Annotated in this window: 14 protein-coding genes, 1 tRNA gene and 1 pseudogene; 11 read left to right on the top strand and 5 right to left on the bottom strand. The window is 58.9% G+C overall.

Annotation, left to right across the window (positions count from 1 at the left end; genetic code table 11):
• The first annotated feature begins 105 nt into the window (after nucleotides 1–105).
• Nucleotides 106–1,119 (top strand): hypothetical protein, encoded by a 1,014-nt coding sequence (locus tag AC19YY_RS29700; protein WP_500605221.1) that lies wholly within the window; start codon nucleotides 106–108, stop codon nucleotides 1,117–1,119.
• A gap of 547 nt (nucleotides 1,120–1,666) precedes the next feature.
• On the opposite strand, the gene nadB is transcribed toward AC19YY_RS29700, so the two are convergent.
• On the bottom strand, nucleotides 1,667–3,271 hold the full coding sequence (nadB, locus tag AC19YY_RS29705) for an L-aspartate oxidase (protein ID WP_500605222.1): 1,605 nt from the start codon (nucleotides 3,269–3,271) through the stop codon (nucleotides 1,667–1,669).
• A gap of 468 nt (nucleotides 3,272–3,739) precedes the next feature.
• On the opposite strand from nadB, the gene rpoE reads away from it, so the two are divergent.
• From rpoE to AC19YY_RS29725, 4 genes are all read left to right on the top strand, one after another.
• Nucleotides 3,740–4,321, top strand: coding sequence for an RNA polymerase sigma factor RpoE/AlgU (gene rpoE, locus AC19YY_RS29710; RefSeq protein WP_003172477.1), 582 nt, complete (start codon nucleotides 3,740–3,742; stop codon nucleotides 4,319–4,321).
• A 32-nt stretch (nucleotides 4,322–4,353) separates the two neighbouring features.
• Nucleotides 4,354–4,941, top strand: coding sequence for a sigma-E factor negative regulatory protein (locus AC19YY_RS29715; RefSeq protein ID WP_169956719.1), 588 nt, complete (start codon nucleotides 4,354–4,356; stop codon nucleotides 4,939–4,941).
• Between the two features lie 16 nt (nucleotides 4,942–4,957).
• A complete protein-coding gene (locus tag AC19YY_RS29720) occupies nucleotides 4,958–5,914 on the top strand; it encodes a MucB/RseB C-terminal domain-containing protein (protein WP_500605223.1) in 957 nt (318 codons plus the stop codon).
• A gap of 240 nt (nucleotides 5,915–6,154) precedes the next feature.
• Nucleotides 6,155–7,591 (top strand): DegQ family serine endoprotease, encoded by a 1,437-nt coding sequence (locus AC19YY_RS29725; RefSeq protein WP_169956714.1) that lies wholly within the window; start codon nucleotides 6,155–6,157, stop codon nucleotides 7,589–7,591.
• A 73-nt stretch (nucleotides 7,592–7,664) separates the two neighbouring features.
• On the opposite strand, the gene AC19YY_RS29730 is transcribed toward AC19YY_RS29725, so the two are convergent.
• A complete protein-coding gene (locus tag AC19YY_RS29730; protein ID WP_029299078.1) occupies nucleotides 7,665–9,098 on the bottom strand; it encodes a M48 family metalloprotease in 1,434 nt (477 codons plus the stop codon).
• A 95-nt stretch (nucleotides 9,099–9,193) separates the two neighbouring features.
• Here AC19YY_RS29730 and AC19YY_RS29735 point away from each other — a divergent pair, with 95 nt between their 5' ends.
• On the top strand, nucleotides 9,194–9,433 hold the full coding sequence (locus AC19YY_RS29735; protein WP_500605224.1) for a sulfurtransferase TusA family protein: 240 nt from the start codon (nucleotides 9,194–9,196) through the stop codon (nucleotides 9,431–9,433).
• Between the two features lie 114 nt (nucleotides 9,434–9,547).
• On the opposite strand, the gene AC19YY_RS29740 is transcribed toward AC19YY_RS29735, so the two are convergent.
• Both AC19YY_RS29740 and AC19YY_RS29745 read right to left on the bottom strand, forming a co-directional pair.
• Nucleotides 9,548–10,021, bottom strand: a complete 474-nt coding sequence (locus tag AC19YY_RS29740) for a peroxiredoxin (RefSeq protein WP_169956708.1) — start codon at nucleotides 10,019–10,021, stop codon at nucleotides 9,548–9,550.
• Nucleotides 10,022–10,032: 11 nt separating this feature from the next.
• Entirely contained in the window at nucleotides 10,033–10,593 is a 561-nt protein-coding gene (locus AC19YY_RS29745; RefSeq protein ID WP_032857877.1) for a glycine cleavage system transcriptional repressor, read from the bottom strand.
• Between the two features lie 260 nt (nucleotides 10,594–10,853).
• Here AC19YY_RS29745 and dapA point away from each other — a divergent pair, with 260 nt between their 5' ends.
• From dapA to AC19YY_RS29770, 5 genes are all read left to right on the top strand, one after another.
• Entirely contained in the window at nucleotides 10,854–11,732 is an 879-nt protein-coding gene (dapA, locus tag AC19YY_RS29750) for a 4-hydroxy-tetrahydrodipicolinate synthase (protein ID WP_169956704.1), read from the top strand.
• A 17-nt stretch (nucleotides 11,733–11,749) separates the two neighbouring features.
• The gene (gene bamC, locus AC19YY_RS29755) at nucleotides 11,750–12,865 is read left to right on the top strand and encodes an NlpB/DapX family lipoprotein (RefSeq protein ID WP_169956702.1); all 1,116 of its coding nucleotides are present in this window, start codon (nucleotides 11,750–11,752) and stop codon (nucleotides 12,863–12,865) included.
• A 4-nt stretch (nucleotides 12,866–12,869) separates the two neighbouring features.
• Nucleotides 12,870–13,628, top strand: coding sequence for an MBL fold metallo-hydrolase (locus tag AC19YY_RS29760; protein ID WP_170042868.1), 759 nt, complete (start codon nucleotides 12,870–12,872; stop codon nucleotides 13,626–13,628).
• Between the two features lie 28 nt (nucleotides 13,629–13,656).
• Entirely contained in the window at nucleotides 13,657–14,370 is a 714-nt protein-coding gene (purC, locus tag AC19YY_RS29765; RefSeq protein ID WP_003211975.1) for a phosphoribosylaminoimidazolesuccinocarboxamide synthase, read from the top strand.
• An 82-nt stretch (nucleotides 14,371–14,452) separates the two neighbouring features.
• Nucleotides 14,453–14,542: transfer RNA gene (locus tag AC19YY_RS29770), tRNA-Ser, on the top strand.
• A gap of 142 nt (nucleotides 14,543–14,684) precedes the next feature.
• On the opposite strand, the pseudogene AC19YY_RS29775 reads toward AC19YY_RS29770, so the two are convergent.
• Nucleotides 14,685–14,918: pseudogene (locus AC19YY_RS29775) on the bottom strand (hypothetical protein); the annotation flags it as partial.

Genomic DNA, 14,918 nt, shown 5'->3' on the forward strand with positions numbered 1-14,918 from the left:
AGACATCCGGGCACACGGTGCGGCCATTCGCGCAGCTCGTCGTAACTGACAACAGCTAAGCGGGCCACAAAGAACATCACTTAGAACAACTCAAGGAGATCCCACATGAAAACTAACGAATACATCAAGCCCACCAACTGGTCTACCGCTATCACTGAGCAAGGCGGCATCATCCGTTTTAACTCCTCGGCTGAGGTAAAGGACAACGGCGCGACTGGCGCTGAGACGTTCGTTAAGATCCTTACAGAGGGCCTTGACGACTATTTTAACGGCGGTGACTGGGAAGCGGCGGCAGAGGGCGCAATCCCCTGTGAGTTCCGCCCTAAGGGCACTGAGCCAACCACACAGCAGATTATGCTGATGCAAGACCGTAGCGTTGAGTTCGATCCCCGTAAATCCATCTACGATGACTCGACCTTTGAGAAGGGTGAGGCAGTCGCTGGTGACTTCCTGTTCTGTGAGGCGACCCCGCACGCCGCTCTGTTCTCTTTCCGTCAAACGTTCTTCGACCACCACATGATGGCTGGCTTCACTGCCAATGGCATGGGGCAGATGGCCGAGAAGATGCTGAAAGACTTTGAGCTGTCCTGTGGGGCGACCATTGCGAAGATCCTGACCAGTGCTGCATCCACCGAGACCAAGGTACTGACTGGCTTGTCGAAGAACCCACGCGAACGCGCAGAGGACATCATCGACGGCCTGACCATGAACATCAACCAAGCCGTTGGCACTTCGCTGTCTGACTTTGTGTTGCTGATTCCTGCAAAGGAAGTCGCTGGTCTTGAGCGTGCTGCTCAACGAGCTGGTCTTTCGGATGTAGAGGAGCTATTGGGTTGTGGTACGCAGTTCTATTCTGGTGAAGACCTCGGCATCTTTATGCTTCCTAAAGACATGGCCTCTTTGAGCTTCCGCCAAGATGGTGATGGCGATGTGTGGCAGATCCATGCGACCCGTAACGCCAATGCAGCAGCATGGGACGTAGAGATCATTGGTGTGGCTGATGTAATGGCTCAGGCCAAGGTTCAGCTCAAGCTGGCAAACCCAGCCGACCCCGCCGAGAAGCTCCAAGTTGAGCTGGTAGATTTCCCAATGGTCACTCGTGTGACGCTGGGCGAATAGATGGATGAAGTCCTGAGGCTCCCTATGAGGAGTCTTGGGTTCTTTTAGTGATACGTTATTTCATTGCCTTAATTGGCTGGTTCAAGGAGGACCCTATGACCATGCGAAAGATGTTCGGTTAGCTGTCCTCAAGGCTATCGTTAAATCTCCCAGCTTCTGGAAGGTAGTCGCCATGATTGCCATAGTCAGCGGGGTGGCTGTCCCTGAGGGGCTCATAGAGCTTACCCATGATCTGCTGAGCGATGTAATGACAGCCATGTAGGGGTTCCTGTGTGAAATCTCGTGGGCCATTGGCTTGCAGGTTATTCAGATTTCACACAGGAACCCCTAAGAGGGCCTTTTAGAATTTGGCAGAAAAATGTGAGTGACCACCTTTAATGCACTCTGGGAGCGAGTACCCCCGTAGGCCCTCGCGCACTCGCTCAGGCGCACCATATGGACCCTTGCGGGCAGGCGATAAGGACCCCAGCGTTGGGACAAATGTGAGCCAAAGCTGTTACAAAACGGGGTCCTATGGTGCTACGCTAAGGTCACTTAACGTGCCTCATCAGGTCGGTGTAAGGATCGTATCCTTCGCCTCTGGCAGCATCTCTGGATAGTCCAGCGTGTAGTGCAGACCCCGAGATTCCTTACGTTCCATGGCAGACCTGATCATCAGTTCCGCTACTTGAGCAAGGTTCCTCAATTCAATCAGGTCTCTGCTTACTCGGTAGTTGCTGTAGAACTCATCGATCTCATCGAGCAGCAATCGAACCCGATGCTGCGCCCGCGCCAAGCGCTTGTTGGTGCGCACAATCCCCACGTAGTCCCACATGAAGCGCCGCAGTTCGTCCCAGTTGTGGGCGATGATCACGTCTTCGTCCGAGTCGGTGACCTGGCTGGCATCCCAGCGGGGCAGGGCGGCCGGCACCGGGATGCGCGGCAGTTGCTCGAGGATGTCGGCAGCGGCGGAACGGGCGTAGACGAAGCATTCGAGCAGTGAGTTGCTGGCCATGCGGTTGGCGCCGTGCAGGCCGGTGAAGCTGGTCTCGCCGATGGCGTACAGGCCAGGCACGTCGGTGCGCCCGTGCTGGTCGACCATCACCCCGCCGCAGGTGTAATGCGCCGCCGGGACCACTGGGATCGGCCCTTTGGTGATATCGATATTGAAGGCCAGGCAGCGCTCGTAGACCGTCGGGAAGTGGGTCTTGATGAAGTCGGCGGGCTTGTGGCTGATGTCCAGGTAGACGCAGTCGATGCCCAGGCGCTTCATTTCGTGGTCGATGGCGCGGGCCACGATATCCCGGGGGGCCAGCTCGGCGCGCGGGTCGAAGCGTTGCATGAAACGTTCACCGTTCGGCAGTTTCAAGTGTGCTCCTTCACCGCGCAGGGCCTCGGTGATCAGGAAGCTCTTGGCCTGGGGGTGATACAGGCAGGTGGGGTGGAACTGGTTGAACTCCAGGTTCGCCACCCGGCAGCCCGAACGCCAGGCCATGGCGATGCCATCCCCGCAGGCGCCATCGGGGTTGCTGGTGTAGAGGTAGACTTTGGCGGCGCCCCCTGAAGCGAGGATGGTAAAGCGTGCGCCGTAGGTATCGACTTCGCCGCTGGCGCGGTTGAGCACGTAGGCCCCGAGGCAGCGCTCGCCTGCCAGGCCCAGGCGTTTTTCGGTGATCAGGTCGACGGCGACCCGTTGTTCGAGCAGTTCGATGTTCGGTCGTTGCCGGGCCTGGGCGAGCAAGGTCTTGAAGATCGCAGCGCCGGTGGCATCGGCGGCATGGATGATGCGCCGGTGACTGTGGCCGCCTTCGCGGGTCAAGTGGAACTCGAAACCACCGTCATCACTGCCGGCATGTTCATCGCGGGTAAATGGAACCCTCTGGTCGATCAGCCATTGGATGGCTTCGCGGCTGTGTTCGACGGTGAAACGTACCGCTTCTTCATTGCACAGGCCGCCGCCGGCGTTGAGGGTGTCTTCAACGTGGGATTGCACCGTGTCGGTGTCATCCAGCACGGCGGCAACCCCGCCCTGGGCCCAGAACGTCGAGCCGTTGGCCAGGTCGCCCTTGCTCAGTACGGCTATGCGCAGATGGCTCGGCAGGGTCAGCGCAAGGCTCAAGCCGGCGGCACCGCTACCAATCACCAGGACATCGTGTTGAAACTGTTGGCTCATTTATGGGATTCCGCAAAAAGCGATCCGAGGGGTGGCGCAAACAGGACGCCTGGATCGGCGAATCAAAGGGTCACACGGCCCACTAGTATATAGAGGGGGCTATCGGCACAATAGCCGGGCATTCGTGGCATTGTGAAACTATGGTGAACGAACTGCACGGCTTTGATGAGGCGGTCCGGTGTCGAGATGGGAACTTTTGCATCACGCCCGACTCCATAACAGGATGCCCGAAAGCTGGGAAAACGTTGGTTTTACTGATTGGCCTGGAACATGGGAGTGTCAGAAAACCGGCGACAAGATTATTCACGCAGCCGGCTATGCCCGCGCTGCGTTTTTCGTGTGTGCCAAAACAGAGCCCACCGGAAACTTGCTTGAAGGGGGAGAACTTTTGCGAAAAGTCCTAGTCTATGTTTGCAAGCCTGATCGTTTAGTTATGCAAGCCTCCTTCAAGTACAACGAGGAGTGTTCATGCTAACCCAGGAAGAGGATCAGCAGCTGGTCGAGCGCGTTCAACGCGGCGACAAGCGCGCATTTGATCTGCTAGTGCTGAAATACCAGCACAAAATTCTCGGGTTGATCGTGCGGTTCGTGCACGACACCCATGAAGCGCAGGACGTTGCACAGGAAGCCTTTATCAAGGCCTACCGTGCACTCGGTAATTTTCGCGGTGACAGTGCGTTTTACACGTGGCTGTATCGCATCGCCATCAACACGGCGAAGAACTATCTGGTGTCTCGCGGACGCCGCCCACCTGATAGTGATGTGAGTTCGGAAGATGCAGAATTCTACGATGGTGATCACGGCCTCAAGGATCTCGAGTCGCCGGAGCGTGCATTGCTGCGCGACGAGATCGAAGGCACTGTCCATCGCACTATTCAGCAACTGCCAGAAGATTTACGTACGGCATTAACTTTACGTGAATTCGATGGTCTGAGTTACGAGGACATTGCGAGCGTCATGCAATGTCCGGTGGGGACCGTACGCTCCCGGATTTTCCGGGCTCGGGAAGCCATCGATAAAGCCCTGCAACCGTTGTTGCAGGAAAACTAAAGACAGCGGCGACAGCCAAGAGAGGAACCGCCATGAGTCGTGATGCCCTGCAGGAATCGCTGTCCGCAGTGATGGATAACGAAGCGGATGAACTGGAACTTCGTCGAGTGCTCAACGCATTTGATGATGCCCAAACCCGTGATACCTGGTCTCGTTACCAAGTCGCTCGGGCGGTGATGCATAAGGATCTACTAATCCCTCGTCTGGATATTGCTGCGGCCGTTTCTGCTGCGCTGGCCGATGAAGCCGTTCCGGCAAAAGCCACCCGCGGTCCTTGGCGTAGCCTCGGTCGCCTGGCGGTCGCTGCCTCGGTGACAGTGGCCGTACTGGCCGGTGTACGCCTGTACAACCAGGACGAAATCGCCGGTGCCGAACTGGCCCAGCAAACCCAGCAGCCGGTCATGGCTGGTCCGCAAGTCAAGGGCCCGGCTGTCCTGGCCGGCTACAAGGAAAGCTCTGACGCGACAGGCCCCATGGCCAACGGCGTGCTTCAAGGGCAATCCGGCTGGCAGGACCAGCGTCTGCCAGGTTATCTGCGCCAGCACGCTCAAGAGTCGGCTGTAAAGGGTACCGAAAGCGCACTGCCATACGCTCGCGCTGCAAGCCTGGAAAACCGCTAGACCGCTAAGGAGCCTTATGCGCGCCATACCGCTCCTTGCGCTTTTGCTCAGTGGCTGGTTTGCAGTACCTGCCCATGCCGACGAAGCCCAGGATTGGCTGAAGCGTCTTGGGCGGGCAGAGCAGCAGCAAAGCTACCAAGGCACGTTTATCTACGAGCGTAACGGTAGTTTCTCTACCCATGACATCTGGCATCGTGTCCAGAATGGCCAGGTTAGCGAACGACTGCTGCAGCTCGATGGCTCGGCCCAGGAAGTTGTCCGGGTCGATGGGCGCACCCGGTGCGTCAGTGGCAGCCTGGTGGCGGGTCTGGGCAGTCTGCCCGGCGCTCCGGCCCAAGTCCTTGATCCACAAAAACTCAGTTCTTTTTACGAACTTGCCGTTATTGGTAAATCGCGTGTGGCTGGTCGCAAGGCGGTGATCGTCTCGTTGGCGCCACGTGATCAATATCGTTACGGGTTCGAGCTGCATCTGGACCGTGAAACCGCGCTGCCGCTCAAGTCATTGCTGATCAATGACAAAGGCCAGTTGCTGGAACGTTTCCAGTTCACTCAACTGAGCACCAAAACCCCGGATGAAAGCGATTTGCAGCCCGGCCAGGACTGCAAGCCACTGTCGGTCGCCAGCAGCAAGGCCGATGAAGTAATAGAGCCCCAGGCCTGGCATCCGAGCTGGCTGCCGCCCGGCTTCCAGTTGGCCCGCAGCACGGCGCGCAAGGACTCCCAGACTCAGGTGGTGGTCACCAGCCTGATGTATGAGGACGGGCTGGCGCGCTTTTCGCTGTTCCTCGAGCCCGTCAGTGGCGAAGCCGCGACCGAAAGCCGGGTGCAGTTGGGGCCTACGGTTGCTGTCTCTCGCCGCATGACCACCGCTGAGGGTGAGGTCGTGGCCACGGTGGTCGGTGAGATTCCCCTGGGCACCGCCGAACGCATCGCCCTGTCGGTTCGCAGTGGCCCGGCACCCGAAAAGCCGTGAGCCGTTAATCCTATGCTCATCCAGATCGTTCACAGTGATGCAGGAAATGCCTGCTTTGCTGCGCAGAACATGAAATGTCTGGAGAGTATTTTCACTTGCAAAATCTCCTTATGTTTTTTATAGGTCAGAGCTTCTCGGCTCTGGCCTTGCGTTGTTCACGCAATATTGACGTCGCTAGTAGTAGTCTTCGGCGTTTATTGAACCCTGTCGCCCAACCCTGCTCGTCGTAACGGGAGCTGTATGTCGATACCACGTTTGAAATCTTACCTATCCATAGTCGCCACGGTGCTGGTGCTGGGTCAGGCCGTTGCCGCGCAAGCGGCGGAGTTGCCTGACTTCACCCAACTGGTAGAGCAGGCCTCGCCTGCCGTGGTGAATATCAGTACCACCCAGAAGCTGCCGGATCGTAAAGTCTCGAACCAGCAGATGCCTGATCTGGAAGGCCTGCCGCCGATGCTGCGGGAGTTCTTCGAGCGTGGCATGCCCCAGCCCCGTTCGCCCCGTGGCGGTGGTGGTGGCCAGCGCGAAGCCCAATCCCTGGGCTCGGGTTTTATCATTTCGCCTGACGGCTACATCCTGACCAACAATCATGTGATCGCCGACGCGGACGAGATCCTAGTGCGCCTGGCTGATCGTAGTGAACTGAAGGCCAAGTTGGTCGGCACCGATCCACGCTCCGACGTGGCCTTGCTGAAAATCGAAGGCAAGGACCTGCCCGTGCTGAAACTGGGCAAGTCCCAGGACCTGAAGGCCGGGCAGTGGGTGGTAGCCATTGGTTCGCCGTTTGGCTTCGACCACACCGTGACCCAAGGCATCGTCAGTGCCATCGGCCGCAGCCTGCCGAACGAGAACTACGTACCGTTCATCCAGACCGACGTACCGATCAACCCGGGTAACTCCGGTGGTCCGCTGTTCAACCTGGCGGGCGAAGTGGTGGGGATCAACTCGCAGATCTACACCCGTTCCGGCGGTTTCATGGGCGTCTCCTTCGCCATCCCGATTGATGTGGCCATGGACGTTTCCAACCAACTCAAAGCGGGTGGCAAGGTCAGCCGTGGCTGGTTGGGCGTGGTGATCCAGGAAGTGAACAAAGACCTGGCCGAATCCTTTGGCCTGGACAAGCCTGCCGGCGCCCTGGTTGCGCAGATCCAGGACGACGGCCCGGCGGCTAAAGGTGGCTTGCAGGTTGGCGATGTGATCCTGAGCATGAACGGCCAGCCAATTGTCATGTCGGCCGACCTGCCGCATCTGGTCGGCGCACTCAAGGCGGGCAGTAAGGCCAAGCTGGAAGTGATCCGCGAAGGCAAGCGCCAGAACGTCGAGCTGACCGTGGGCGCGATCCCTGAAGAAGGCCAGGAGCTTGGCGCGCTGGGTGGTAAATCGGGTGCAGAGCGCAGCAGCAACCGCCTGGGCATTGCCGTCGTCGAGTTGACCGACGAGCAGAAGAAGAGCTTCGACCTCAAGAGCGGTGTGGTGATCAAGGAAGTCCAGGACGGCCCGGCCGCCCTGATCGGCCTGCAACCAGGCGACGTGATCACCCACTTGAACAACCAGGCCATCAACTCCACCAAGGAATTCACCGACATCGCCAAGGCGTTGCCGAAGAATCGCTCGGTGTCGATGCGGGTCCTGCGTCAAGGGCGTGCCAGCTTCATCACCTTCAAGCTGGCCGAGTAATCCGCTAGCCGTCGGTCAATAAAAAGCCCCGCTCTTGATAGTCGAGAGCGGGGCTTTTTTGTGGGCGCTGGATTTAGCTCATCATGCCTTTGACGATGCGTTCCTGTTCGATCAGCTCACGTTGGCGCGCATCAATGCGTGACGATAGCGGGAAGTTGCTGCCGGCTCGGCGCTTGGCAAAGTCCAGTTGCTGGATCGCCTGCTGGAAGTCGCCGACCAACGCAAAGTACTCGGCGCGGGCTTGATGCAGGCCGATGATATTGCCGGACAGGCCGCGTGTTTCGGCGACCTGGTACCACACGTCAGGATCGTCGGAGCGCGACTTGAGCAGGCCTTCCAGGGCTTTTTCCGCGTCGGCGGTGCGGTTCTGCTTGAGCAGCAGGTCCACGCGCACCTGGTTCAGCGGGTAGTTGCTGGGGTATTGGGCCAGCATGCGGTCGGTGCGTTGCTGCGCGTCGGGCATGCGATTGTTGGTGATATCCAACTCGATCTGCGCCAGGTTGTAGGTGATGTCGTTGGGCGCCTTGGCCAGCAGCGGCTTGAGGGTTTCCCGTGCCTCGTTGAGCTGGGTGCCCTTGATCTGGGCGATGGCCAGGCCATAACGCGCCACATCGCTCTTCGGGTTCTCATCCAGCTGGGCGCGGAAGCGCTTGGCGGCCAAGCCGGGCGTATCTTCGTAATACAGCTGGACCCTGGCGCGAATCAGTTGATAGCGCAGGCTGTCTTCGGTGCCGCCGGTCTTGGCCTGTTCGGCACGGTTGCGCGTATCGGCGATCCGCGATTCGGTGACCGGGTGTGTCAGCAGGAATTCTGGAGGCTTGGCATCGAAGCGGTACTGGCGCATCAAGCGTTCGAACATGGTCGGCATCGAGCGCGGGTCGTAGCCGGCCTTGACCATATTGAGGATGCCGATGCGGTCGGCCTCTTGCTCATTCTGCCGGGAGAAGCGCCGCTGCTCCTGGATCGCGGCGGCCTGGCTGCCGGCAATCGCGGCAATCCCGGCATCCCCGGCGCCGGCGGCAGCAGCGATAATCCCGCCGAGCAGCGCGGCCATCATCGGGATCTGCATCCGTTGCTGGGCTTCCACGCCCCGGGCGAAGTGGCGCTGTGACAAGTGCGCCAGTTCGTGGGCCATCACCGAGGCGTACTCGCCTTCGGTCTGGGCATTGAGAAACAGGCCGCCGTTGACCCCGACAATCCCGCCCGGCGCAGCAAATGCGTTGAGCTGCGGGCTGTTGATCAGGATGAACTCCAGGCGCCGGTCATTGACCTGGCTGGTCTCCACCAGTTTGTAGACGCTGGTCTCGACGTAATCCTTGAGTTGCGGGTCATTGAGGACCGAGACCTGGCCGCGCAGAAATGCCAGCCACGCCCGGCCCAGTTGGTGTTCCTGTTGTGGCGAGACAATGGCAGAACTGGCGTCGCCAAGTGACGGCAGGTCGTCGGCGAAGCCTGGAGAGGCAAGCAGGCAAGCCAGCGTCAGCAGGGTAGGGCGCAAAAAAGTCATGCACAAAGCCTTTCGACAAAGACATTACTGTAGCCGGACACTGAGCTCGGGACCAGATATTCTAAGCGCCCCTTGACGCCGCCTGGAGCAAAACCATGACCGCTGCTGTAAACCACGACGCCGAGCTCGATGCCAGCGGCCTCAACTGCCCGTTGCCACTGCTCAAGGCCAAGATGGAACTCAATCGGCTGGCCAGCGGTGCGGTGCTCAAGGTGATCGCCACGGATGCGGGTTCGCAGCGGGACTTCCGCACGTTTGCCAAGCTGGCGGGGCATGCGCTGTTGCACGAGGAGGTCGATAACGGCGTCTATCGTTACTGGTTGCGCAAGGCCTGATGGCCCCATCGCGGACAAGCCCGGCTCCCACACTTACCGAGTTGTCTGGTCGAGCACCGAACCCATGTGGGAGCTGGCTTGCCTGCGATAGCTATCTAACTGCCACCAGCCGCATCAAGCCTTGTCCAGTGCCTGTGCCGCGGCCAATACCGCCTCCACATGCCCCGGCACTTTTACGCCACGCCATTCCTGGCGCAGCACGCCTTCCTTGTCGATCAGGAAGGTGCTGCGATCAACGCCCAGGTATTCCTTGCCGTACAGCTTCTTCAGCTTGATTACATCAAACAGCTGGCAAACTGCCTCGTCCTTGTCGCTGATCAGCTCAAAGGGGAAAGCTTGCTTGGCCTTGAAGTTCTCGTGGGACTTCACGCTGTCCCGGGACACGCCAAACACTTCGGTGTTGGCGGCCTGGAACGCGGCGTAGTGATCGCGAAACCCCTGGCCTTCGGTGGTGCAGCCCGGGGTGCTGTCTTTAGGGTAAAAGTAGATCACCACTTGCTTGCCCTTGAGGCCGGCAAGGCTGAACGTCTGCCCGCTGGTCGCCGGGGCTTGGAAATCGGCGACCGGTGTGTCGATGACTACCGCCATGAAAAACTTCCTTACATTGGATTCTGTGGGCGCCAGGGCTCGATCAGTGCATCCAGGTTCAGCGCATCGGCGAAATCCAGGAACTGGTCGCGCAACCAACTGATCTGCACGCCGGCCGGCAAGGTCACGGTAAAGGTGGCGTTGAGCATGGTGCCGCCGGTCTGGGGGGCCTGGTAAGTGTCGCAGGTCAGGTTTTCCAACTCGACGTTATGGTCGATAAAGAACTGGCACAGTTCATTAACGATGTCCGAACGGTACGCCGAACTGACATAAGCCACGTACGGTAGCGCCTGGGGACGGTTCTCCAGGGCGGCACTGCGTACCACATTGACGGTGAAATCGTGCTTCTTGGCCAGGGTCGGCAAGCCAGCTTCCAGGCGCGCCAGGGCGTCCCAGCTGCCGGAAATCTGCAGGACCAGCGCGCTGCACTCGCCATGGCGAGTCAGGCGTGAGGTCACGACGGCGCAGCGGTTTTCATGGCTGGCGCGGCACAGGACGTTAGTCAGCTCCATGGGGTTGGCGCCAAGGGCACTGATAACAAGGAATTGTTCGCGGACTGTGGGGGTGGACATGCAGCATTCCTAAAGCGATGAGCGGTCGATACGAACGTGCGGTACCGATCAAAGGATCAAGGGTAGCGAAAAGCGCCGCCAAGGGCTAGGACGTGGCGTTTTCATTGCATATTCAGTGGCAGTTGGCCGTGCTTTGGCCCAATGATGGCATTGCCGGCAACTAAGTTGATCCAGAACGCGTCCTCGGAGGGTACTTCGCTTGTGCAAGCATCTTGGCGCCAGTACCATTACGGCTCTCTTTTTCCGGCAGGAGCGGTTGCATGATTGCGGGCAGTATGGTGGCACTGGTCACACCCATGGATGCACAAGGTAATCTCGACTGGGACAGCCTGGGCAAACTGGTGGACTTTCACCTGCAAGAAGGCACCAACGCCATTGTGGCCGTCGGCACCACGGGTGAATCGGCCACGCTTGATGTGGAAGAACACATCGAGGTGATCGAGTTTGTGGTCAAGCGCGTTGCAGGGCGTATCGCGGTGATTGCCGGTACGGGCGCCAACTCGACGCGCGAAGCGATCGAACTGACCAAGAACGCCAAGAAAGCCGGTGCCGATGCTTGCCTGCTGGTGACGCCGTACTACAACAAGCCGACCCAGGAAGGCTTGTACCAGCACTTCAAGGCCATCGCCGAAGCTGTCGACATCCCGCAGATCCTCTACAACGTGCCAGGTCGCACGGCGTGCGACATGCAGGCCGCGACCGTGATCCGCCTGTCGACCGTGCCGAACATCATCGGTATCAAGGAAGCCACGGGTGACCTGCAGCGCGCCAAGGACATCCTGGCCGGCGTGAGCAGCGACTTCCTGCTGTACTCCGGCGACGACGCCACGGCTGTGGAGCTGATCCTGCTGGGTGGCAAGGGCAATATCTCGGTGACCGCCAACGTGGCCCCGCGAGCCATGAGCGAACTGTGTGCCGCTGCAATCGCCGGTGATGCCGTCAAGGCCCGCGCGATTCACGAAAAGCTGATGCCGCTCAACAAAACCCTGTTTATCGAATCCAACCCTATTCCCGTGAAATGGGCGCTGCACGAGATGGGCCTGATGCCGGACGGTATCCGTCTGCCGCTCACCCAACTCAGCCCAGCCTGTCACGAACCGCTGCGACAGGCCCTGCGCCAGTCCGGCGTCCTGGTTTAATTGAGGAAGCACTACGCATGAAGCGATTGGCCGGACTTTCCGCACTTGCCTTGATTATCTCCAGCACTAGTGGCTGCGGTTGGATCTGGGGCCCGGAAGGCTACTTCCGTGACCGCGGTAGCGATTACCTGGAAGCACAACAAACCGCACCGATGCAATTGCCGCCGGACGTCAACGTCGCCAAGCGCCTTGACCCGTTGCTGCCGATTCCGCGCAATGTGGCCGACGACACCGTCAAGGGCGAGTACGAAGTACCGCGTCCACAGCCGATTTCGGCCCTGGCCGATGCCAGTGACTACAGCCTGCAGAAAAGCGGCGACTCGCGTTGGATCATGGCCCAGCGCCCACCTGCCGAAGTCTGGCCGGTTGCTGTGCAGTTCTTCCAGGACAACGGTTTCCGTATCGACGAGCAACGCCCGCAGACCGGTGAGTTCACCACTGCATGGCAGCAGTCGAACGAACTGTCGGCCAACATGGCCAAGCGCCTGCAGGCCGGTGGTGTCGCCGCTGATGGCGAAAGCCGCATCCGCGTACGCATCGAGCCAGGCGTGCAGCGCAACACCAGTGAAGTCTATGTGGTCAGTGCCGAGCGTCCTGCCGGCAGTACCGCCAACGTCGAATTCACCAATCGCTCGGTCAACAGCGGTGTCGATGCTGCGCTGGTCGACGAGATGCTTGCCAGCATGAGCCGTATTTCCGAGAAGGGCGGTTCCGTATCCCTGCTCGCTGCCCGTGATTACGACACCCCTAACCGTGTCAGTCTCACCGAAGACGGTAGCGGCAACGTCGTGCTCAACCTGGGTGAAGACCTGGATCGAGCCTGGGCCAGCGTCGGCCGTGCCCTGGAGCAAGGTCCATGGCGCGTTGAAGACATCAACCGCAGCCTGGGCCTGTACTACATCAACGTGGCTGAAAAGGCCGAGAAGAAAGACGAAGAGCGTGGTTTCTTCAGCAAGTTGTTCGGCAGCGAGCCGACCAAGGAAGAGATCGAGACTCGCGCCGAGCGTTATCAGGTTCGCCTGAGCAAGGTTGGCGACAACGTGCAAGTCACCGTCGAGAAGAACATCAACACCGTAGCGCCTGCTGAAACGGCGCGCAAAGTGTTGGGCGTGATTCAGGACAACCTGGGCTGATCCGATGCGTTTTGCTGTTCTCGGCAGCGGTAGCCAAGGGAACGGCACGCTTGTAGCCCACGACGACACGTACGTCCTGGTGGATTGTGGTTTCTCCCTGCGGGAAACTGAGCGACGCCTGCTGCGCCTGGGGGTTCACCCGGCGCAGTTGAGCGCGATTCTAGTGACCCACGAACATGCCGACCACGTGCATGGCGTGGGTTTGCTGTCTCGGCGCTACAATCTTCCGGTGTACCTGAGTCGCGGCACCTTGCGCGGGATGCGCAAACCCATTGAACCCGCAGGTTTCCTGGCCGGTGGCGAGCAACTGCAGATCGGTGCCTTGAGCATTTCTGTGATTGCCGTGGCGCATGATGCCCACGAGCCCACGCAATATGTATTCAGTGATGGCGAGCGTCGCTTCGGCCTGCTTACCGACTTGGGTTCCTATTGTGCCAAGGTGCTTGAAGGCTATCGGGATCTCGATGCATTGATGATCGAGTCCAACCACTGCCGAGACCTGCTGGCGCGCGGTCACTATCCGTACTTTCTCAAGCAACGGGTTGGCGGCGAACTGGGACATTTGAACAACCACCAGGCGGCGTACCTGGTGTATGAGTTGGGCTGGCAAGACCTGCAACATCTGGTCCTGGCCCACCTGAGCAGCAAGAACAACCTGCCGCAGCTTGCCCGGCAATGTTTTGTCGACACCCTCGGGTGCGACCCGGACTGGCTGCAACTGGCCGATCAAGATTCAGGGCTCGACTGGCGACATATCGCCTAGCCCATCTACTTACCAAGCGGAGCCCATCATGGAAAAACGTGAAGAACTCTACCGCGGCAAAGCCAAGTCGGTTTACAAGACCGACGACGCCAACCGCTTGATCCTGCTGTTTCGCAACGACACCTCGGCGTTCGACGGCAAGCGCATCGAACAGCTCGACCGCAAGGGTATGGTGAACAACAAGTTCAACGCCTTCATCATGCAGAAACTCGAAGCGGCCGGCATCCCGACCCAATTCGATAAACTGCTGGGCGACAACGAATGCCTGGTGAAGAAACTCGACATGATCCCGGTCGAGTGCGTCGTGCGTAACTACGCCGCCGGCAGCCTGGTCAAGCGCCTGGGCGTGGAAGAGGGTCTCAAGCTCAATCCTTACACGTTCGAGCTGTTCCTCAAGGATGATGCCAAGGGCGATCCATTCATCAACGAATCCCACGTGGTGGCATTTGGCTGGGGCACCGCTGAACAACTGGCGCGCATGAAGGAGTTGTCGCTCAAGGTCAACGACGTGCTGAGCAAGCTGTTCGACGACGCCGGGCTGCTGCTGGTGGACTTCAAGCTGGAATTCGGCGTATTCCACGACGGCTCCATCGTCCTGGGCGACGAATTCAGCCCGGACGGCTGCCGCCTGTGGGACAAGGACACCCGTAAGAAGATGGACAAAGACCGCTTCCGCCAGGGCCTCGGTGACGTTATCGAAGCCTATGAAGAAGTCGCCAACCGCCTCGGCGTACCGCTGTAATCGACGCAAGCATCTGATAGCACGGAAAAAATTGCTTCGGCGCTTTGCTTCCACGAAACAGGCTGTTATGATGCGCGCCGTTGGAGAGATGCCAGAGTGGCCGAATGGGACGGATTCGAAATCCGTTGTACCTTCACCGGTACCTAGGGTTCGAATCCCTATCTCTCCGCCATTATTTGTACTTGAAGGCCCCATTTATGGGGCCTTTTTGCATTCTGAAGGTTCTGTTTCTCCGTTTCGCCTTTATGTGCTGGTTAGGCATCTTATATAAGGCGTTCTATGAAGTCTGAGGGGTATTGGGTCCTTGGAGGTTTTCATAGTGGCGGCCAGGGTTCTTTTCTCTGGAAAAGAATTTCCAGTTGGGGGTTGACCGGGTATTTTAATGCTGTAGTATTTGCCTCCCGCTGACGAGAGATCGAAAGCGCAAGTGGTTGAAGTTGTTGAGGAAAATCTCGAAACTTCTGAAAATAATCACTTGACAGCAAATGAGGCTGCTGTAGAATGCGCGCCTCGGTTGAGACGAAAGATCTTAACCAACCGCTCTTTAA

Source organism: Pseudomonas sp. MF09156, from assembly GCF_059862305.1.